This is a genomic window from Variovorax sp. 05T418, from assembly GCF_056396385.1.
On record NZ_JBFTLJ010000001.1, the window covers coordinates 76394 to 96069 of the forward strand.

The 19676-nt window shown below is 69.3% G+C and carries 22 protein-coding genes; 13 read left to right on the forward strand and 9 right to left on the reverse strand.

What is annotated here, in order from left to right; all coding sequences use genetic code 11:
• Positions 1 to 6 precede the first annotated feature (6 nt).
• A complete protein-coding gene (locus AC1DMS_RS00380; RefSeq protein ID WP_015865808.1) occupies positions 7 to 933 on the forward strand; it encodes a Fe-Mn family superoxide dismutase in 927 nt (308 codons plus the stop codon).
• A 36-nt stretch (positions 934 to 969) separates the two neighbouring features.
• On the opposite strand, the gene AC1DMS_RS00385 is transcribed toward AC1DMS_RS00380, so the two are convergent.
• Both AC1DMS_RS00385 and AC1DMS_RS00390 read right to left on the reverse strand, forming a co-directional pair.
• Positions 970 to 2025 (reverse strand): DMT family transporter, encoded by a 1056-nt coding sequence (locus AC1DMS_RS00385; RefSeq protein WP_015865807.1) that lies wholly within the window; start codon positions 2023 to 2025, stop codon positions 970 to 972.
• Entirely contained in the window at positions 2022 to 2666 is a 645-nt protein-coding gene (locus AC1DMS_RS00390; RefSeq protein WP_015865806.1) for a dihydrofolate reductase family protein, read from the reverse strand. The genes AC1DMS_RS00385 and AC1DMS_RS00390 overlap by 4 nt, the downstream gene beginning before the upstream one ends.
• Positions 2667 to 2857: 191 nt before the next feature.
• Here AC1DMS_RS00390 and AC1DMS_RS00395 point away from each other — a divergent pair, with 191 nt between their 5' ends.
• Positions 2858 to 3112 (forward strand): ParD-like family protein, encoded by a 255-nt coding sequence (locus AC1DMS_RS00395; protein WP_015865805.1) that lies wholly within the window; start codon positions 2858 to 2860, stop codon positions 3110 to 3112.
• Positions 3112 to 3924 (forward strand): type I methionyl aminopeptidase, encoded by an 813-nt coding sequence (gene map / locus AC1DMS_RS00400; RefSeq protein ID WP_015865804.1) that lies wholly within the window; start codon positions 3112 to 3114, stop codon positions 3922 to 3924. The genes AC1DMS_RS00395 and map overlap by 1 nt, the downstream gene beginning before the upstream one ends.
• Here the strand turns inward: map and AC1DMS_RS00405 are convergent.
• Positions 3888 to 5042 (reverse strand): citrate/2-methylcitrate synthase, encoded by a 1155-nt coding sequence (locus tag AC1DMS_RS00405; RefSeq protein WP_015865803.1) that lies wholly within the window; start codon positions 5040 to 5042, stop codon positions 3888 to 3890. The genes map and AC1DMS_RS00405 overlap by 37 nt on opposite strands.
• Before the next feature lie 112 nt (positions 5043 to 5154).
• Between AC1DMS_RS00405 and AC1DMS_RS00410 the strand changes: the two genes are divergently transcribed.
• From AC1DMS_RS00410 to AC1DMS_RS00420, 3 genes are all read left to right on the forward strand, one after another.
• Positions 5155 to 6108: a 2-hydroxyacid dehydrogenase gene (locus tag AC1DMS_RS00410; protein WP_478081374.1), complete on the forward strand. Its 954-nt coding sequence runs from the start codon at positions 5155 to 5157 to the stop codon at positions 6106 to 6108.
• A 47-nt stretch (positions 6109 to 6155) separates the two neighbouring features.
• Complete coding sequence (locus AC1DMS_RS00415; protein WP_478081373.1) at positions 6156 to 7139, forward strand: Bug family tripartite tricarboxylate transporter substrate binding protein; 984 nt, start codon at positions 6156 to 6158, stop codon at positions 7137 to 7139.
• A gap of 62 nt (positions 7140 to 7201) precedes the next feature.
• Positions 7202 to 8179, forward strand: coding sequence for a tripartite tricarboxylate transporter substrate binding protein (locus AC1DMS_RS00420; RefSeq protein ID WP_015865800.1), 978 nt, complete (start codon positions 7202 to 7204; stop codon positions 8177 to 8179).
• A gap of 126 nt (positions 8180 to 8305) precedes the next feature.
• On the opposite strand, the gene AC1DMS_RS00425 is transcribed toward AC1DMS_RS00420, so the two are convergent.
• Together AC1DMS_RS00425 and AC1DMS_RS00430 are read right to left on the reverse strand one after the other, a co-directional pair.
• Entirely contained in the window at positions 8306 to 8971 is a 666-nt protein-coding gene (locus AC1DMS_RS00425) for a carboxymuconolactone decarboxylase family protein (RefSeq protein ID WP_015865799.1), read from the reverse strand.
• A gap of 89 nt (positions 8972 to 9060) precedes the next feature.
• The gene (locus tag AC1DMS_RS00430) at positions 9061 to 9552 is read right to left on the reverse strand and encodes a (R)-mandelonitrile lyase (protein ID WP_015865798.1); all 492 of its coding nucleotides are present in this window, start codon (positions 9550 to 9552) and stop codon (positions 9061 to 9063) included.
• A gap of 135 nt (positions 9553 to 9687) precedes the next feature.
• On the opposite strand from AC1DMS_RS00430, the gene AC1DMS_RS00435 reads away from it, so the two are divergent.
• Entirely contained in the window at positions 9688 to 10602 is a 915-nt protein-coding gene (locus AC1DMS_RS00435) for a LysR family transcriptional regulator (RefSeq protein ID WP_015865797.1), read from the forward strand.
• A gap of 27 nt (positions 10603 to 10629) precedes the next feature.
• On the opposite strand, the gene AC1DMS_RS00440 is transcribed toward AC1DMS_RS00435, so the two are convergent.
• Positions 10630 to 11616 carry a serine hydrolase domain-containing protein gene (locus tag AC1DMS_RS00440; protein ID WP_478180602.1) on the reverse strand — a complete coding sequence of 329 codons (987 nt, stop codon included), beginning with the start codon at positions 11614 to 11616 and terminating at the stop codon, positions 10630 to 10632.
• A 388-nt stretch (positions 11617 to 12004) separates the two neighbouring features.
• On the opposite strand from AC1DMS_RS00440, the gene AC1DMS_RS00445 reads away from it, so the two are divergent.
• Positions 12005 to 12859: an NAD(P)-dependent oxidoreductase gene (locus AC1DMS_RS00445; RefSeq protein WP_208856359.1), complete on the forward strand. Its 855-nt coding sequence runs from the start codon at positions 12005 to 12007 to the stop codon at positions 12857 to 12859.
• A gap of 21 nt (positions 12860 to 12880) precedes the next feature.
• Here the strand turns inward: AC1DMS_RS00445 and AC1DMS_RS00450 are convergent, their stop codons facing one another.
• Positions 12881 to 14185: a LysR family transcriptional regulator gene (locus AC1DMS_RS00450; RefSeq protein ID WP_015865794.1), complete on the reverse strand. Its 1305-nt coding sequence runs from the start codon at positions 14183 to 14185 to the stop codon at positions 12881 to 12883.
• A 163-nt stretch (positions 14186 to 14348) separates the two neighbouring features.
• On the opposite strand from AC1DMS_RS00450, the gene AC1DMS_RS00455 reads away from it, so the two are divergent.
• From AC1DMS_RS00455 to AC1DMS_RS00475, 5 genes are read left to right on the forward strand one after another with little or no spacing between them, the layout of a single operon-like run.
• The gene (locus AC1DMS_RS00455) at positions 14349 to 15377 is read left to right on the forward strand and encodes an amidohydrolase family protein (protein WP_478131834.1); all 1029 of its coding nucleotides are present in this window, start codon (positions 14349 to 14351) and stop codon (positions 15375 to 15377) included.
• A gap of 4 nt (positions 15378 to 15381) precedes the next feature.
• The gene (gene ligK / locus AC1DMS_RS00460; RefSeq protein WP_478131827.1) at positions 15382 to 16089 is read left to right on the forward strand and encodes a 4-carboxy-4-hydroxy-2-oxoadipate aldolase/oxaloacetate decarboxylase; all 708 of its coding nucleotides are present in this window, start codon (positions 15382 to 15384) and stop codon (positions 16087 to 16089) included.
• Between the two features lie 15 nt (positions 16090 to 16104).
• Positions 16105 to 17124 carry a Bug family tripartite tricarboxylate transporter substrate binding protein gene (locus AC1DMS_RS00465; RefSeq protein WP_478131828.1) on the forward strand — a complete coding sequence of 340 codons (1020 nt, stop codon included), beginning with the start codon at positions 16105 to 16107 and terminating at the stop codon, positions 17122 to 17124.
• A gap of 17 nt (positions 17125 to 17141) precedes the next feature.
• The gene (locus AC1DMS_RS00470) at positions 17142 to 18047 is read left to right on the forward strand and encodes an NAD(P)-dependent oxidoreductase (RefSeq protein ID WP_015865790.1); all 906 of its coding nucleotides are present in this window, start codon (positions 17142 to 17144) and stop codon (positions 18045 to 18047) included.
• Positions 18044 to 18736, forward strand: coding sequence for a substrate-binding domain-containing protein (locus AC1DMS_RS00475; protein WP_015865789.1), 693 nt, complete (start codon positions 18044 to 18046; stop codon positions 18734 to 18736). The genes AC1DMS_RS00470 and AC1DMS_RS00475 overlap by 4 nt, the downstream gene beginning before the upstream one ends.
• An 18-nt stretch (positions 18737 to 18754) precedes the next feature.
• Here AC1DMS_RS00475 and AC1DMS_RS00480 read toward each other — a convergent pair whose 3' ends face one another.
• Together AC1DMS_RS00480 and AC1DMS_RS00485 are read right to left on the reverse strand one after the other, a co-directional pair.
• Entirely contained in the window at positions 18755 to 19162 is a 408-nt protein-coding gene (locus AC1DMS_RS00480; RefSeq protein WP_015865788.1) for a VOC family protein, read from the reverse strand.
• Positions 19159 to 19653, reverse strand: a complete 495-nt coding sequence (locus AC1DMS_RS00485; protein WP_015865787.1) for a helix-turn-helix domain-containing protein — start codon at positions 19651 to 19653, stop codon at positions 19159 to 19161. Before AC1DMS_RS00485 ends, AC1DMS_RS00480 begins: the two co-directional genes overlap by 4 nt.
• Between the last annotated feature and the right edge of the window lie 23 nt (positions 19654 to 19676).

Below are 19676 nucleotides of genomic sequence, written 5' to 3' on the forward strand. Positions count from 1 at the left end.
CCACTCATGGACGCCCGGATTCAACCCCTGCCCTTCGACCCCGCCATGCTGCGCGGCCTGTCGGAAAAACTGCTCGCGAGCCATCACCAGAACAACTACGGCGGGGCGGTGAAGCGCCTCAACGCCATCCGCGCGCAGCTCGCCGCGACGCCGTTTGCATCCACGCCGGGCTTTCAGCTCAACGGCCTCAAGCGGGAGGAACTGATCGCGAGCAACTCGATGCTGCTGCACGAGCTGTACTTCGCGTCGCTCGGCGGCGACGGCCAATCGATGGAACCCGCCATGGCGCTGGCACTGGCGGCCAGCTTCGGCAGCGCCGAGCGATGGCGCGAGGAATTCGCGGCCCTGGGCAAGGCGCTCGGCGGCGGCTCGGGCTGGGTGCTGCTCGCGTTCCAGCCGCGCGAGGGCACGCTGGTCAACCAATGGGCCGCCGACCACACCCATGCGCTGGCAGGCGCCACGCCCATCCTTGCGCTGGACATGTACGAGCACGCCTACCACCTCGACCATGGCGCCGCGGCGGGCGCGTACGTCGATGCCTTCATGGACAACATCCATTGGGGGCAGGTCTACGCGCGCTACCAGCAGGCCGTGCATGCGGCCAGCGAGCCTTTCGGCGCCACGCAGGACGAGATCGCCGGATCGGTGCTGCTCGACGTGCGCCGCGCCGGGGTGTTCGAGCGGGCCGCCGCGATGCTTCCAGGGGCGCGCTGGCGCGATCCGGCCGCGGTCGACAGCTGGGCCTCCGAACTGCCGGCCGGCAGCGACGTGGTGGTGTATTGCGTCTATGGCCACGAGGTGGGGCGCAGCACCGCCATGCGGCTGCGCGCGGCAGGCCTGAATGCACGCTACCTGCGCGGCGGCATCGACGGCTGGCAGGCGGCGGGCGGGCCGCTCGAAGCCAGGGCCGGCGTGCAAGGCGCGGCGCCCTGAATGGGTCCGCCCGGACGCGCACGCCCGGGCACCGGCTCAGTGGATGTGCTGGTGATGGGCGTCAGGCACGTGGGCGTGCGCGTGGCGAGCGGGCTCGTGCACATGCGGATGGCTGTGCGAGCCCACGGGGAGCACATCGTGGGTGTGGTCATGGTGGCCGTCGTCGTGGCGGTGCGCATGCTCGTGCTCCATGCGCTCATGCGTGTGCTCGTGGCCATGCGACTCCGCCAGGTGCAGCGCCACGCCCAGCATCATCAGAAGCCCGCCCGCCGCCATCACCCAAGTCCCGCTCCGGTCGCCCAGCGCAATGGCAAAGGCGGCGCCGATGAACGGCGCAAAGGCAAAGACGGAGCCGGTCCGCGCCGCCCCGAAGGCGCGCTGCGCGAGCAGGTAGAAGCGAAGGCTCAGGCCATAGCCGCTGGCGCCGACCGCGAGCAGGACCAGCGCGGCGCTCGACGCAGGCATCGGCTCGCCGAACAGCCACGCCAGCAAGGCCGTCGCCGTGGCGCCGATGGCGGCCTTGCCCAGCACCACCTGCCCCGGATCGCGCTCGGCCAGCGCGCGCGAGAGCGTGTTGTCCATGCCCCAGGCCGCGGTCGCGACGAGCACGGCCAGCATTCCCCAGAGCTGCGTGCTGCCGCTGCGTCCCTGGTCGAGGACCAGCGCGATGCCTCCGGCAAGCAGGAGCAGCATGGCACCCCATACGCGCCGGTCCATCGTCTCCTGGTAGAGCAGGCGCGCCAGCAGGGCGGTGAACAGCGCTTCCAGCGTCAGCATCAGCGATGCGCTGGTCCCGCTCGTGTGCTGCAGTCCCCAGGCCAGAGCGACGGGGCCGAGCACCGCGCCGAAAGCCGCCATGGACAGGAGCCGCGGAAGATCGCCGCGCACCATCCGGGCCTCGCGTTCTACCCGCTGGCGGGACGCGAAGCCGACGGCCGCCGCGCCCGCATACAGCAGTGCGGCGGTGGTGAAGGCACCCAGTCCCTTGCCGAAATGCTGGACCAGCGGCGTGCTGACGCCAAAGAGAACGGCGGCAAGCAGTGCGAGCAGGCCGCCTTTTACGGCGGGCAGGGAAAGATGCCGAGCAGTCATGGCCGCCTTTTGAATTTCATGTGAATCGCATCCGGCGCTGTGACCGTTTTCGCCAGCGCGAGGGCGCCCAGCGCCTCGGCATTGTCGAACAGGCGCTCGCCACCGCCGAGCAGGATCGGCGCCAGGTGGAGCTGCATTTCATCGACCAGGCCGGCCTTCAGGTATTGCTGCGCAGCGCGTGCGCCGCCCGCGAGCGCCACGTCCTTGCCGCCTGCCGCGCGGCGGGCCTGGTCCAGCGCGCTCTCGATGCCGTCGGTCACGAAGCTGAAGCGCGTGCCGCCTTCCATGACCAACGGGTCGCGCGCGTGATGCGTCAGCACGAACACCGGGTGATGGAACGGCGGATTGCGGCCCCACCAGCCGTCCCAGGGGGCGGTCGTGCTCCACGGTCCCGGGCCGCCGCCGAACATGTTGCGGCCCATGATGGTCGCGCCGATGCCGGCAAGCTCTTCCTCCACCACCGGCGTGCTCTCGTTCACCACGCCGCCCTCCAGGCCATGTGGACGCCGCCAGGCTTCGAGCGGGAACACCCACTCGTGCAACTGCTCGCCGCCGATGCCCAGCGGCTCCCGCAAGCTCTGGTTCGGCCCGGCGACGAAACCGTCCAGCGACATCGAGATCCTGAATCGAAGCTTTGACATGCTGCGTCTCCTGCAGGCGTGGCCGAAGAGGGCGAGTCTAGGAATTGCAAGGCCGCGCGGCAATGCCAATGAAGCCGCGGTTTCTGCCAGCGGCGCGCCGCCCGCGGGTGTTGCCGGGGCTCATCCGCCGGATCATTGCGGGACCATCCAAAACATATACAATCCACGCACATTTCATATAAAGGCAAGCGATGGGCATCGTGAAGATTTCGGACCTGATGCATGAGAACCTGCGGGTGGCGGGAAACGCCCTGAGCAGGTCCATCAATGCACAGGCAGAGCACTGGATGCGGGTCGGCATGCTGACCGAGATGCATCCGGAACTGGACTACCGGGAAGTCTGCCAGCTGCTGATACAGGCTGAACTCGCGGGCGGCCTGGACATTGCCGCGGCCGTCACCAGCCAGCCCGGCAAGCCCCGCGGATCCGCGACGGGGAAGCACTAGTGGCGCACGGCGTTCCCATCAAGTCCGCCGAGGAACTCGCGATGGCGCGGCGCGCCGGCAGGCTTGCCGCGGAGGTGCTGCAGATGGTCGAGCCCTACGTGGTGCCGGGGGTGAGCACGGAAACGCTCGACCGGATCTGCCACGACCACATCGTGAACGTGCAGGGCGCCATTCCCGCCAACGTGGGCTACCAGGGCTATCCCAAAACCATCCTCACCTCCGTCAACCAGGTGGTTTGCCATGGCATTCCGTCGCCGGCCAAGATCCTGAAGAAGGGCGACATCGTCAACATCGATGTCGCCGTCATCAAGGATGGCTGGTTCGGCGACACCAGCCGCATGTACTTCGTCGGCGCGCCCAGCGTGCTGGCTCGGCGCCTGGTGGAGACGACGTACGAGGCCATGCTGGCCGGCATCCGGCAGGTCAGGCCCGGAGCGACCCTGGGCGATATCGGCCATGCGATCCAGTCGGTCGCTCACCGCGAGCAATTCAGCGTGGTGCGCGAATACTGCGGACACGGCATCGGCCGGATCTACCACGACGAACCGCAAGTGCTGCACTACGGGCAGCGCGGGGAAGGCCTCGAGCTGGAGCCGGGGATGGTCTTCACCATCGAGCCGATGCTCAACGCAGGCAGGCGCGAGACCAGGCAATTGCCCGACGGGTGGACCGTCGTGACCAGGGACCGGTCGCTGTCTGCCCAGTGGGAGCACATGGTGGCCGTCACGCCCGACGGGTATGAAGTGCTGACGGCCTGGCCGGAAAGTACGGGCAGCTACGCGCCAAGCGCCTCGGGCACCGGCCCCACATAGCGCCCGCGCGGCCGGATCACCTGCGCCGTGCCCAGCTGCTCCAGGCTGTGCGCCAGGAGCCCGACGCTGCGCGCAGTGGCGAACAGGCCGAAGGCCGCATCGGCAGGCAGCCGATGGTGCGCGGCCATGGCGGCCAGCGCAACGTCGATGTTGGGCTGCAGGCCGGTCAGCTTGGTCACCTTTGCGATGAAGCGCGCAATCACCTTGGGAGGCTCGAACAAGGCCAGCAGCGCGGCCGCGCGCGGGTCGCCGTCGGGGTAGAGGTGATGGCCGAATCCGGCGAGCGACAGGCCGTTCGAGAGGTGGTGGGCGAGCACCTGGTCTTCGCCCAGCCGTTCCACCTCGCTGAACAGCGCGCGCACGCGTCCCGAGGCATCGCCGTGCAAGGGGCCGGAGAGCGTGGTCAATCCCGCAAGCAGGCATGCGGGCAGCGAGGCGCCCGTCGAAGCGGCAATGCGCGCGGCAAAGGCCGAGCTGGTCAGTTCGTGATCGGCCAGCAGCACCAGGGCCGTTCGCAGCAGATCGGCCACCTTGGCGGGCTGCTTCCATCCTTTCGCAAAGCGAAGATGCAGCGGCTCATGGCCCGGTGATGCGCCGAACGCATTGGCCAGCCGGCCCACCAGGTCCTGGCTTTCGGCATGCAGCACCCGGGTCAGGCGGCCCCCGGTGGAATGGCCGGCGGCCGCCAGGCTGGCCAAGGCCGCGAAGGCCGCGCCTCGCCCGGGCTTGCCGGAACGCAGGGACGCCATGCAGGTGAAGTCGACGGCATGTTCGGCGCCCCACAACAGTTGCGCCGCATCTTCGAGCGTGGCGGTCCGGGCCATGCGCACGGCATCGCGGCCGCGGTAGTACGGCCGCCCGCGCGAGAACGCGCTGAGGGCCGTGGGAATGCTGGGCTCCGAGCCGAACAGCGTGTTGGCGGCCAGCGTCTCGTGCTTGCGGCCGGCCTGCTTGCGCCTGGCCAGGCCGGCCACGTCCTCGGTGCGGTAGAGCCTGCGCCGCGTGTCGGCCGGGTCGGGCATGACCTCGAGCTTGCCGCGGCTCACGTACGCGTAGATCGTCTGGGGCTGCACGCCCAGGAGCTTGCACGCCTCGGTCATCGAAATCCAGGAAGCCATGGGCGGGTCGTGAGAGTCAATTTCTATTGATTATATGTATCAAGATTGACCAGTATGTCAATCTATTCATAGCATAGGCCCGGCTCCGTGAAGAGCGTTCCCGAACAGCGATATGAAACCCCAAGTCCTTCAACTCAATCCGATCCTGATCCCCGCAGTCAACGACAAGCTCGCCTCGCTCTACGCCGTGCACAAGCACTTCGAGCTGCCCGATCCTGAGGGCTGGCTGCGCCAGCACGGTGCATCGATCGACGCCGTGATCACCGGTGGGCACACCGGCATTTCGCGCGCCATGCTGGAGCAGCTGCCCAGCCTCAAGGTGGTGGCCGTCAATGGCGTGGGCACCGACGCCGTGGACCTGGCGTACTGCCGGGAGCGCGGCCTGCCCGTCACCGCAACGCTGGGCGCGCTCACCGAAGACGTGGCCGACCTCGCCATCGGCTTGCTGATCGCGGCCTGCCGCAACCTGTGCGCGGGCGACCGCTTCGTGCGGGACGGCCAATGGGAGCGCCACCCCCAGCCCGGCGCCATTCCGCTTGCCCGCCGCTTCAGCGGCATGCGCATCGGCATCGTCGGAATGGGGCGGGTGGGCCGCGCCGTGGCGGTGCGGGCGGCTGCCTTCGGTTGCCCCATCCGCTACACCGACCTGCGCCCGATGGACGACGTTGCCTGCAGCTTCATGCCGAGCCTGGTGGACCTGGCGCGCGAATCGGATGCGCTGGTGCTGTGCGCCGCCGCGGACCGGGCCGAAGGCATCGTCGACGCGGCCGTGCTCGACGCGCTGGGCCCGCGCGGATTCCTGGTCAACGTCGCGCGCGGCCGGCTCGTGAACGAAGCCGACCTCACGCAGGCGCTGGTCGACGGCCGCATTGCGGGTGCGGGGCTGGATGTGTTCGTCGACGAGCCGCGCGTGCCGCTGGCGCTGCGCCAGTCCGAGCGCACGACGCTGCAGGCCCACCGCGCCAGCGCCACCTGGGAGACCCGCACCGCCATGGCCGAGATGGTGCTGGCCAGCGTTGCCCAGGCCCTGGCCGGCGAGCGCCCGGCCATGAGCCTGACCACCTGAGCATCCATCCGCCTTCGCGGCGCAGCGGCCGCGCATCAAACCTATAAATGGAGACATCCTTGTTCATTCGACGCCTTGCCATTCCCCTGGCCCTTGCCCTCTGCGCCATCCAGGCGCCGGGCTTCGCGCAGACTTTTCCTTCGCGCCCCGTCACGCTGGTGGTGCCGTTCCCGCCGGGCGGCGGGACGGACACCGGCGGCCGCGTCATCGCCGAGCAGCTGGGCCGGCGCTGGGGCCAGCCTGTGATCGTGGAGAACAAGGGTGGTGCCGCCGGGCAGATCGGCGCCGACTTCGTCGCCAAGTCCAGGCCGGACGGCTACACGCTGCTGCTGGGCAACATCGGGACGCAGGCGATCAATCCGCTGCTGTATCCCAAGCTGCCCTACGACGCCGACAAGGCCTTTGCGCCCGTCTCGTTGGTGGCCGAACTGCCGCTGGCGATGATGGTGAATCCAGCGGTTCCGGCGAAGACGGCGGCCGAATTCGTGGCGCTGGCCAAGGCCAGGCCGGGCCAGATGAGCTACAGCAGCTCGGGCGCCGGCGGCGCACCGCACCTGGCGGCCGAGATGTTCAAGGACCAGACCGGTGCCTTCATCCTGCATGTGCCCTACCGCGGCGGCGGGCCGGCCATCGCCGACCTGCTCGCGGGCCATGTGCAGCTGTCGTTCATGACCGTGCTCGAGGCCTCCGGCCACATCAAGGCGGGCAAGCTGCGTGCGCTGGCCGTGACCGGCGACAAGCGCGTGCCGGCGTTTCCCGAAGTGCCCACGCTCGCCGAAAGCGTGGCGCCCGGCTTCAACGCGATCTCCTGGATCGGCCTGCTCGCACCGGCGGGCACGCCGCCCGAGGTGGTGGAGAAGATCGCCGCCGACCTGCGCGCCGTGCTGGCCGACGAATCGGTCAAGGCGCGCTTCGTGGGGCTGGGCGGCGTGCCGCGCGCCACATCGCCGCAGGAGTTCGCGCGGCTGATCGACGGCGACAAGCGCCGCTACGCCCAGATCATCCGCAGCCGCAAGATCACGATCGAGTGAGCGCGGCGAGCCGGGCTTTCCTTTCGAAAGAGACACAGACCCACCCCCAAGAGGAGACATCCATGCAGCTCACATCCCTGGTCAAGATCCTTGCCGTCTCGGCGTCGCTCGCGGCAATGCCGATCGCCGCATCGGCCGATGCGGCCTACCCGGCGCGCGCCATCAAGATCGTCGTGCCCGCGCCGCCGGGCGGTGCGATCGACACCATTGCCCGCGTCGTCGGCGACAAGCTCGCGGTGTCGATGGGCCAGCCGGTGATCGTCGACAACCGGCCCGGCGCTTCCAACAACCTGGGCACCGACGTGCTCGCCAAGTCGGCGCCCGACGGCTACACCATCGGCATCGTCGGCGGCAGCCACAACATCAACAAGTTCCTGTTCAGGAACCTCGGCTGGGATCCGGAAAAAAGCTTCGAGCCCATCGTCTACAGCCATGAGGTTCCACTGGTGTTTGCCATCTACCCGCAGCTTCCGGCCAGGACGCTGCCGGAGCTGGTGGCGTGGATGAAGGCCCATCCGGACGAGGCCAAGGTTGCCACCTCCGGCCGCGGCAGCGCGCAGGAAATGGCGGCCGAGATGTTCCGCATGGCCAGCGGCGCACCGATGCTGCTGGTGCCCTACAAGGGTTCTTCCGCCGCGCACCCGGACCTGCTGGCCGGGCGCACCGCGCTCTTCATCGACACCATCAGTGCCATCCAGCCGCAGGTGAAGGCCGGCAATGTGCGCGCCGTGGCAGTCTCGACGCGCAAGCGGACAAGCTCGCTGCCCGACGTGCCGACTGCGGACGAGCAGGGATTGAAGGGCTACGACGCCAACACGAACGGCGGCTTCCTGGCGCCGGCCGGCACGCCCAAGGCTGTCGTCGCCAAGCTGAATGCCGAGATCAACGCGGCGCTTAAGCTGACCGACGTGCGGACCAAGCTGGAGGCCGCCGGCATCGAGGTACAGGGCGGCACGCCACAGGAATACGCGGCACTGATCAAGTCCGATCTTGCCAAGTGGGGCAGGGTGGTGAAGGAGGCGGGGATCCAGGCGGAGTAAGGGCCGCGGGAGCTCGATGGCCGGAATTCGATCGGACCAATCTCGGCATCCAAGCCGCCCGCCGGCTGCGGCGCCGCCGCGGTGACGCCTGATGCAGGCAATGGTGCGGTCGCATCGAGTCCCGCTTCAGCTGCCAGCGCGCGTGGCCAGCTGGCGCGCCAGCGCCTCGCGAGCCCTGCGGCCCATCTCCGCATCCACGCGCTCTGCAAGCACCTGCGCCAGCTGGTCGAGCTGGGCGGCACTGATGCCCACGTTCATGCTGATGCGCATGTGCGACTGAAGCTGGGATTCGGCGCCCGCAAGCGCCGACAGCATGCCGACCGTCGCCAGCTCGCGGCTCGGCCAGTCGAGGTTGTCGCGCTCGAACACATCGCCGAAGAGGTGCGTCTTCAGGTATTCGTCGATGGCCGGCGCGAAATCGAACAATGCGCCCTTGACCGGCGCTCCGGCGAGCTTCGTCTGGTTGGCCGTGCCGGCCGCCAGCAGTGCGTCGCCCTTCGGAATGGGGCGCGAGGGCAGTTGGCCCTGCTTGTCCTGGGCACCGCGCTGCTTGCGGGCTTCCACGACCTTCATCAGTTCGCCCAGCGCATTGAGGCTGCGCGGGAATCCGGCATAGGCATACACCTGCACCAGGATCTCCTTTGCCTCGTTGATGGCCAGGCCGGCATCGAGCCCCTGTTCGAGCGCCGTGTTCAGGCGGGCGATGTCGCCCGCCGCTGCGAACGCCGCAATCGGGATGATGGATTGCTGGCGCAGCGAAAGCGTTTCGGATGCGGTGCGTGTGGTGTTCATGTTCGTGGACTCCTGGGGCGTGCTACCGGCATGGCACGGAGCGACGGCAAGGCACAGCGCCAAGGCCAGCGCCCGCCTTGCTGCCATGCCTAGCGCTGGTTGTATTGCTCATCGCTGACCTTCTCCATCCATTCGACGTTCTTGCCGTCCACGGTGCCGGTGACGGCCAGGTGGACCAGTGCCGTGAACGGAGCGGCGCCGTGCCAGTGCTTGACGCCCGGAGGGCACCAGACGACGTCGCCGGGGCGGATCTCCTGCACGGGTTGGCCCCACTCCTGGGTCAGGCCGAGGCCCGACTGCACCACCAGGCGCTGCCCGGCCGGGTGGGTGTGCCAGGCGGAGCGCGCGCCGGGCTCGAAGGTCACGAGGCCACCCGAGGCGTTGAGGGTTTCGGTGGCGGGCCAGAGCGGGTCGACGCGGACGCGGCCGGTGAAGTATTCGGCAGGGCCGGCTGCCGAAGGTTGGCTGCCGGCCCTCGCGATCTGCTGGGCCGCCCCCGGTGCCGGGGCGGGTTCGGCGCCTGCGCCGATGGAGTTCAGGGCCGCAAGGTAGAGCGCGGCCTTCAAGGGTCGGGTGCACATGGTGGGTCAATTCCTGGTCGTCGATGGCAAGAGTGCGCCGCCTATGAGCGCGACGCGAACGCCTTAACTCTATGGACACCACGCGCGGTTGAGAAGGAAGCAAAATCGGGATGCTTATGTGAATGCAGCTCACCAATGGCAAAAGAAAACCTGAACGATCTCCAGGCCTTCGTGGTGGTTGCCCGCGAACGCAGCTTCACCCGTGCCGCCGCCCAGATGGGCGTGTCGCGCTCGGCGCTCAGCCATTCGATGCTGGCGCTGGAGGCGCGCCTGGGCGTGCGCCTCCTGACCCGCACCACGCGCAGCGTCTCCGTGACCGACGCAGGCGCCCGGCTCCTCCATACGCTGGCCCCACGGTTGCAGGACATCGAGCGGGAGCTCGAATCCCTTTGCGCAATGCGCGACAAGCCGGCCGGCACGGTCCGCATCACCACGCATGACCATGCGGTTGCCACGGTGCTGTGGCCCAGGCTCCTGCCGCTGCTCAAGCAGCATCCGGACATCCAGGTGGAGTTCAGCGTCGACTACGGCTTCACCGATATCGCCGCCGAAAGGTTCGATGCCGGCGTGCGGGTGGGAAACCGCGTCGACAAGGACATGGTGGCGGTCCCGATCGCACCGGCGCTGAGGATGGCGGTGGCGGCTTCTCCGGACTACCTCGCGGGCAAGCCTGTGCCGGTGAAACCCGCGGACCTCACGGCGCACCGCTGCGTGAACCTGCGGCTGCCGACGCACGGCGGCCTGTACGCCTGGGATTTCGAGAAGGGAAGGAAGCAGGTCAGCGTGCGGGTGCAAGGCCAGACGGTGTTCAACAACACCTTCCTGATGCTGCGCGCGGCACTGGACGACATGGGCTTTGCCTATGTGCCCTTCGACATCATGGAACAGCACATCGAAGAGGGGCGGCTCGTTCCGGTCCTGCAGGACTGGTGGCCGGCCTTCCCGGGCTACCACCTCTACTACGCCCATCGCCGCCAGCTTTCCCCGGCGCTCGCCCTGGTCATCGAAGCCTTGAGGTACCGGGCGCCGCCGCCCAGGCGAACGGGGTGACCGCCCCGCCGGGGCTTGCTGTGTTCTTCAGCGCAGCGACGCGTGGATCAGCTTCTGCACCGCGAAGAGCGGCTTGAGCTGGTCTTCGCGGTAATAGTTGCCCATGAAAATGACATACACCAGCTCGAGCGCAGGAATGACGACCAGCCGCTGGCCTCCGAGTCCGATCGCCATGTAGGCGGGCGAGCCATCCTGGCGCTGGATCACATACCAGTGGTAGCCATACCGGAGGCCGTCGAAAGCGTCGGCGCGCGGCGTCAGCGACTCGGAGATCCAATCCTTCGGAACCAGCGCCCGGCCGTTCCACTCGCCGCGCTGGAGCAGCAGCTGGCCAACGCGAGCCAGATCCGGCGCGCGCATGCGCAGGCCCGATGCCGCGGCGGCCTCTCCATTGAAACCATGGGCCCACTCGACCTTCTCGATGCCCATGGGCGAGAACAGCTTGTCGCGTGCGTAGTCCAGCAGCGGCACGCCCGCGCCCTTGGCGATGAGATGGCCCAGCACGGCCGTTGCGCCGCCCGAGTAGCGCCACCGTTCACCCGGGTTGGCGACGATGGGGCGTTCCAGCACATAGCGGTAGCGATCCTTGCTGCGCTCCATCGAAATTTCGCTGTTGCGCGGATCGCTGTAGGGCAGGTCCTCGTTCCACTCCAGGCCCATTGTCATCGCGAGGGCATGGGAGATGCGGATCGCACGCCTGCGCTCGTCGCGGGCCAGGTCAGCGTAGGCGGGAAAGGCGTCCAGCAGCGGCGCATCGAGCGCGGGAACCTTGCCTTCGGCGAGTGCGATGCCGTAGAGCAAGCCCACGATGCTCTTGCTGACGGAACGAAGGTCATGCAAGGTATCGGCGTTGAATGCAACCGTGCCCAGCGGCGTACCCCAGCGTTCGTCCGGGCCTTCGAAGTAGCGCTCCATCTCGACCCGGCCCTTGCGCGCAATGAAGACGGCATGCAGATTCGAGAACTCGCCGCTTTGCACGCCCTGGTCCAGGCGCGCCGCAAGATCCGGCGCCATTGCGCTGGACTCCGGACTGCCTCGTGTCCATTGGAATGGGGTTGCCGCGAATCCCCGTCCCGTGCAGGCGAGTGCAGCTGCGGCGCCGGCCGTCACGAGCACGCTGCGACGCCGCGGGGCATGGGACTGCTGGTGGCTTGTCATGCGGGGCTCCATGGTCTTTGTCGGTAATTCATGGGCATCGCTCACCGCGGCGAAGTACTCGGCCGAGTTTGGTACGCTGCGCCTGCCTGCAGGCCAATCCCAATCCGAGCCATTTCGTCGCACGACCGGTGCTTGCCGACGCAAGCCTAACCCAAGGCGGAACGCAGTCCTCGATCCGGACGGCTGCCCCTGCATCCCCTACATATCGCAAACCCAGGAGACTCCCTTGAAAAAGAATATCGGCATGATCGGCATCGGCATGATGGGCCACGGCATTGCCAGCAACATCGCCAGGCATGGCTACCCGCTGGCGGTGCTCGAGCACCCCGGCAACCAGCCGCTGGACGCGCTCAAGGCCGCCGGCGCGCGCAGCTTCACGCGCGCGGCCGAGCTGGCCGCGCAGTCCGACATCGTCATCCTCGTGCTCACGGGCTCGCCCCAGGTCGAGGCCGTGCTCACGGGTGAGGGCGGCGTGCTGCAGGGCCTGCGCCCGGGCAGCATCGTGATCGACTGCTCCACCGCGATTCCCGCTTCCACGCTGCGCATGGCCCAGGCCGTGCAGGCCGCGGGCAGCCGCTTCCTGGACACGCCGATGACGCGCACGCCGAAGGAAGCGGCCGAAGGCCGGCTCAACCTGCTGGTGGGCGGCGATGCGGCCCTGCTCGAGGAATGCCGCCCGCTGCTGTCGTGCTTTGCCGAGAACATCCTGCACGCGGGCCCGGTGGGCGCAGGCCATGGCATGAAGCTGCTGCACAACTTCGTCTCGCTGGGCACGGTGGCGCTGATCGCCGAGGCGGCGGCCTGCGCCGGCCAGCACGGCGTGGCGCCCGAGATGTTCGTGGAGATCCTGGCGAAGGGCGGCGGCGGCGGCGTGGCGCTGGAGCGGCTGCGGCCCTACCTCACGGCCAAGGACACGTCGAGCCTGCGCTTCTCGATCGCCAATGCGAGCAAGGACCTCGGCTACTACAACACCATGGCGGGCGATGCCGGTGCGCACCGCGACATTGCGGCGGCGGTGCTGCAGACGCTGCAGCATGCGCAGGGCCTGGCGCCCGAAGCCCTGGTGCCCGAGCTGGCGGACCTGCTGGCCCGGCGCTGAGCGCCGGCGGCCGCCCGCACTTCACCGGCGGCGGTTCGCGGGCTTGGCCCGGAAGTCGGGCGAGCGGGCGACCACCGCGCGGATCTCCTGCATCAGCGCGCGCGCACCGGGCGAGGGGAACGCGCCGAGGCGCTGGGTGAGGCCGATCTCGCGCCGCGTCTCGTCGAGCGGAAAGTCCAGCACCACCAGGCTGGCATTGCGGATCTCGTGGCGCAGCTGGTGGGCGGAGATCGCGGTCAGCATATCGCTTGCGAGCAGCAGGCCGCGCAGCACGGCAAGGTCGCCGGTCTCCACCGCGGGAACCGGCGGCGCTTCGCGCGCGGCCGAGAAAAAGCGCTCGAGCAGCTCGCGCGAAGGCGTGCCCTGCCGCGAGAGTGCCCAGCTCGCCTGACGCAGCGCATCGAAGTCGACACGCACGCCGCGCGCCAGCGGATGGCCGGCGCGCGCGATCACCGAGATGCGGTCTTCGAACAGCGCCTCCTGTTGCAGGTCGCGCGCGTCGGCGCTGCTGCGCAGTGCGCCGAGGATGAAGTCGATGTCGCCGCTGCGCAGCGACGCCGCCAGCGCGTCGTAAGGGCTTTCGACCGTGGCGACGTGCAGCCCCGGATGGCGCGCCAGCAGCGAGGCGATCGCTTGCGGCAGTATCTGCGTGCGGCCGAGCGGCAGCGCCCCCACGTTCACGCTGCCCTGCAGCATGCCTTCGCTGGCCGCGATGTCGGGGCCGATGTGGCGCAGCTCCGCGAGCACGCGCTTGAAATGGAAGGCCACCATCTCGCCGGCCGGCGTGGGCACCAGGCCTCGCGTCCGGCGCTCGAGCAGCGCCACGCCGAGCCCGCCTTCGAGGTCCTTCAGCGCGCTGCTGATCGCCGGCTGCGTGATGCCGAACTCGCGCGCGACCGCCGGCATGTTGCGCTTCTCCACCAGGCTCGCGATCACCGCGAGGCGCCGGCCGTTGAGGATCGATGCAAAGAGCGAGTGCACGTCGGCCGATGCGCCGATGCCGCCGCGCGCGACGAGCTGGGCGCGCGCCTCCTCGAACTCGCGCTCGATGCGGCGCGCGCGCAGCAGCACCAGGTCGCCGTAGGAGTTCAGCGCCATGCCGCGCGGGCCGCGGTCGAACAGCGGCCGGCCGAGCGCGCCTTCGAGCTCGGAAATGGAGCGCGTCACGCCCGAGGCGACGCGGAACAGCTGCTCGTCCGCGGCCCTGGCGATGCTGCCGGCCGCCGCCACGGCCGTGAACGCGCGCAGGTGCCGCAGGTTGAGGCCCAGCGCATGGGTGTGCGTGCGGTCGATCACTTTGTCTTGCAGCTGGCGTCGGCCCGTCATTCCAGGGGTGCCTGGGCAGGAGCCCTGGCCGATAAGAAAGTCTGATGGTAGGGCAAGCCGAACTCACGCCACGCGGCGGCCGGTGGAACCACACTTGACGCAAGGGCCGGCGCACTACCTGCGCGAGCCGGCAAAGCACCACCCAGCCATCCACGGAACCGCAATGATCATCGACTGCCACGGCCACTACACCACGGCGCCCAAGGCGCTGGAGAACTGGCGCAGCCAGCAGATCGCGGGCCTCAAAGACCCCGCGCTGAAGCCCCGCGCCGCCGACCTGAAGATCAGCGACGACGAGCTGCGCGAATCGATCGAGGGCAACCAGCTGCGCCTCATGAAGGAGCGCGGCAGCGACCTGACGATCTTCAGCCCGCGCGCGAGCTTCATGGCCCACCACATCGGCGACTTCGAGACCTCGTCGACCTGGGCCGCCATCTGCAACGAGCTGTGCTTTCGCGTGAGCGAGCTGTTCCCCGACCACTTCGTCGGCGCGGCCATGCTGCCGCAGTCGCCGGGCGTGGACCCGCGCAGCTGCATTCCGGAACTCGAGCGCTGCGTGCGCGAGTACGGCTTCGTCGCCATCAACCTCAATCCCGATCCCTCGGGCGGGCACTGGACTTCGCCGCCGCTGCCGGACCGCCACTGGTACCCGCTCTACGAGAAGATGGTCGAGCACGACATCCCGGCGATGGTGCATGTGAGCACGAGCTGCAACGCCTGCTTCCACACCACCGGCGCGCATTACCTGAATGCCGACACCACGGCCTTCATGCAGTGCCTCACCTCGGACCTGTTCAGCGATTTTCCGACCTTGCGCTTCGTGATCCCGCACGGCGGCGGCGCGGTGCCCTACCACTGGGGGCGCTTTCGCGGGCTGGCGCAGGAGATGAAGAAGCCGCTGCTCAAGGACCACCTGCTCAACAACATCTTCTTCGACACCTGCGTGTACCACCAGCCGGGCATCGACCTGCTGACGCGCGTGATCCCGGTCGACAACATCCTGTTCGCGAGCGAGATGATCGGCGCGGTGCGCGGCATCGACCCCGAGACCGGCTTCTTCTACGACGACACGCGCCGCTACATCGACGCCACGCCCCTGCTCGACGCTGGGGCGCGCCACAAGGTGTTCGAAGCCAACGCACGCCGCGCGTACCCGCGCCTGGACCGCGCACTCATCGCCAAGGGGCTCTGATCTCATGTCTTCTTTTTCTTCCAACACCCTCCAGCAGATCGGCGTGGTCCATCGCAAGGTGGCGCGCGCGGATGCCGCCGCGGTCGACAAGCTGTCGCGCTTCGGCGTCTCGACCGTGCACGAGGCGCTCGGCCGGCTCGGGCTGATGCAGCCGCGCATCCGCCCGATCCATCCCGATGCGCGCTTCTGCGGCCCGGCCGTCACGGTGCTGCTGCAGCCCGGTGACAACTGGATGCTGCATGTGGCGGCCGAGCAGATCCAGCCCGGCGACGTGGTGGTCGCGGCCTGCACCAGCGACAGCACCGACGGCTTCTTCGGCGACCTGCTTGCCACTTCGTTCAAGGCGCGCGGCTGCAAGGGCCTGGTGATCGACGGTGGCGTGCGCGACGTGCGCGACCTCAACGCGATGGGCTTTCCCGTGTTCAGCCGCGCCATCCATTCGAAGGGCACGATCAAGGCCACGCTCGGCTCGGTCAACGTGCCGGTGGTGTGCGCCGGCGCGCTGGTGCATCCGGGCGACGTGGTGGTGGCCGACATCGACGGCGTGGTGGTGGTGCCGGCCGCGCGTGCGCAGCAGGTGGCCGATGCGGCCGAAGCGCGCGAGGCCAACGAGACGGCCAAACGCGCGCGCTTCGCGGCCGGCGAACTCGGCCTGGACATGTACGCCATGCGCGAGCCGCTGGCCAAGGCTGGCCTGCGCTACATCGACTGACGGCGGCAGGACGACATGGCTCGCATCATCGGCACCGCGACCACCGGCATCACCCGCCGCCAGGCCTGCATCTTTTCCGCAGGCGGCGCGTTCTGGCTGGCGAGCCGCGGCGCCGCGGCTGCCGAGGGCTATCCGGACCATCCGCCGCACCTGGTCGTGCCGTTCACGCCCGGCGGCTCCACCGACGTGCTGGCGCGCAGCATTGGGCAGGAGCTCGGCCGCGCATGGAACCAGGCCGTGGTGATCGACAACGTGCCCGGCGCGGGCGGCTCCGTCGGCGCGGAGAAGGCCGCGAAGGCGCCCGCCGACGGCTACACGCTGCTGATGGGGCACATCGGCACGCTGGCCATCAACCCGTCTCTCTACCCCAAGCTCGGCTACCACCCGCTGCGCAGCTTCGCGCCCGTGGCATGGGTCGCGCGCGTGCCGAACGTGCTCGTGGTCCATGCCTCGGTGCCGGCGCGCACGCTGGCCGAGCTGATTGCGCTGGCCAAGGCCAGGCCCGGCCAGCTGGCCTACGGCTCGGGCGGCAACGGCAGCGCGGCGCACATCGCGATGGAATACCTCAAGCTGCAGACCGGCGCCTCGCTGCTGCACATTCCCTACCGCGGCACCGCGCCGGCCGTGAACGACCTGCTGGCGGGCCAGCTGCAGGCACTCTTCACCGGCACGCCCGCGCTGCTGCCGCACATCAAGGCCGGCAAGCTGCGTGCGCTCGCGGTGTCGAGCCCGCGCCGCATCGCGTCGCTGCCCGACGTGCCCACGGTGGCCGAGAGCGGCGTGCCCGGCACCCAGGATTTCGAGGCCGACCAGTGGTACGGCGTGGTCGCGCCGGCCGGCACGCCCGCGCCGATCGTCGCGATGATCAACCAGCAGATCAACCGCTCGCTCGCCTCGGCGGAGGTCAGGGCGCGACTCGCGGCCGAGGGCGCCGGGGCCACGCCCGCCACGCCGCAGGCCTTCGGCCAGCTGATCGCGAGCGAGATGGTGCGCTGGGAGCGCGTGATCAAGGCGGTCCGCATCACCGTCGATTGAACAGCTAGGAGACACACATGGGTATCACACTGGGCATCATCGGTTGCGGCGAAGTGGGCGGCATCTTCGGCCGCGGCCTGCTGCACAAGGAAGGCGTCGAGGCGGTCTGGGTCTGGGACCTGAAATTCGCCGACTCCGACGGCGGCGCGGCAGCACGCGCCGCCGCCGAAGCCGGCGGCCTGCGCGTCGCCTCGGGCATGCAGGCGCTGTGCGCCGCGTCCGATCTGCTGATCTCGGCCGTGACCGCATCCAGCACCTTCGCGGTGGCCGAGGAAGCGGCGCGGCATGCGCGGGCGGGCATGCGCTTTCTCGATCTCAACTCGGCCTCGCCCGGCACCAAGCAGCGGGCCGGCGCCGTGCTCGAAGCCGCCGGCGCCGGCTATGTGGAAGCCGGCGTGATGACCTCGGTGCCGCCCTACGGCATCCGCGTGCCCATGCTGCTGGGCGGCGCCCAGGCCGAGACACTCGCGGCCACGCTGTGCGCATGGGGCATGGACGCGCGCGCCGTGAGCGAGCGGCTCGGCGTGGCCTCGGCCATCAAGATGAGCCGCAGCATCATGATCAAGGGGCTGGAGGCGCTGGTGATCGAAAGCTACACCACGGCGCGGCGCTACGGCGTGGAGGCGCATGTGCTGCCCACGCTCGCCGAGACCTTTCCGCAGATCGACTGGGAGCGCCAGGGCGCCTACTTCTTCAGCCGCGTCGTGCAGCATGGCAAGCGGCGCGCCGAGGAAATGCGCGAAGCGGCGCAGACTGTTCGCGAGACCGGCTTCGAGCCTTTCATGGCGGCGGCCATTGCAGGCAAGCAGGACTGGGTGGCACAGCAGGCGCGCACCGGCCTCTTCGACGGACTGGACGCCAAGAGCCCGTGGCAGGACTACGCCGACCGCCTGATCGGCAGAGGGCAGGGCGGCGAGAAATGACGGCGCCCGCGATCCGTGGCCTCTGCTCGATGGCGACCCGGGGCTTGCTGCAGGAGCTTGCGGCCGCCCATTCGCAGCGCAGCGGCGTGCCCGTCTCCTTCCTGGCGATCGGCGGGGTCGAGGCGGCGCGGCGCGTGTCCGCGGGCGAGCCCTTCGACGTGGTGGTGCTGGCCTCGGATGCGATCGATGCGCTTGTCGCGCAGGGCAAGCTCGATGGCGGCGGCAAGGTCGACCTGGTTCGTTCGGGCGTGGCCGTGGCGGTGCCTGCAGGCGCGGCGCATCCCGATATTTCCACCGAGGACGCGCTGCGCAGCGCAGTGCGCACCGCCTCCGGCATCGCGTATTCGACCGGGCCGAGCGGCGTTGCCTTGATGGCGTTGTTCGAGCGCTGGGGCATCGCCGGCGAGATCCGCGCCCGCCTGGTGCAGGCGCCGCCCGGCGTGCCGGTCGGCGCACTGCTTGCACGCGGCGATGCCGCGCTCGGGTTCCAGCAATGGAGCGAGCTGATCGGCGTCGAAGGCGTCGACCTGGTCGGCCCCTTGCCGCCGGAGGTCCAGATCACCACGGTCTTTTCCGCGGCGCCGGTGGGCGGCTGCGCGCAGCCGGCCGCGGTGCGCGCACTGCTCGAATCCATGCGTTCGGCAGACAGCGCCGAGGCCAAGCGCCGCCATGGCATGGCGCCGGCCTGAGGCAGGTTCGGCGCTGGTTCAGCCGCGCGCCTGGATCAGCTTCCAGCCATTGCCCGACGGATCGCGAAAGCCCGCGTCCACGGTGCCGTAGCGCTCCACCGGCTCCTGCGTGAATTCCACGCCCAGGCCGCGCATCCGCTCATAGGCGGCGCGGCAGTCGTCCACCCGCAGCACCAGCGGCGGCATCGCGCCCTTGGCGACGATGGCGCGCACCGCCTGCGCCGTGGCTGCATCGAGCACCGGCGGCCCGGGCCTGAACAGGCCAAGCTGGAACGACGGCTGCTCGGGGTGCTGCACCGTGAGCCAGCGGTAGTCGCCGTTTCCCACGTCCGTGTGGACGCGGAAGCCGAGCTTCTCGACATAGAACGCCAGCGCCTCGTCCTGATCGTGCACATACAGACCGGCGACTTCAATGCCCTGATTCATGGAATCTCCTGTGGTTGTTCAGGCTCGTTTGTACCGTCCGCCGCGAGGCGCCGCTTCTCCGAAACTGCGGTCGTGAGATGGGGCCGGTGCGCGGCATTGACGATGCACACGGGCACCCGGCCGAGCTCTTGCGGCGTGGCCTTGGCGCGCGCGCGGATCGCGCTCGGGCTGCTGCCGGTGATGTCGCGGAAGGTGCGCCCGAAGGTGCCCAGGCTGGCCCAGCCCGTCTCGAAGGCGATGTCGGTGATCGGCCGGTCGCTCTCGCGCAGCAGCGCCATCGCGCGCTCGATGCGGCGCGTGAGCAGGTACCGGTGCGGCGGCGTGCCGAAGGCCTGCTTGAACGATCGCGCGAAGTGGGCCTCCGACACGCCGCTCACCTGCGCCAGCCGTTCGACCGGCCACTCCTCGTGCGACGCGGCGTCCATCCGGTCCTTGGCGCGCAGCAGCCGCCGCAGCAGTGCGGGGTCCTGGATGATCGGGTCGATGGCCATCGCAAAATTATCGCGGACGCGCG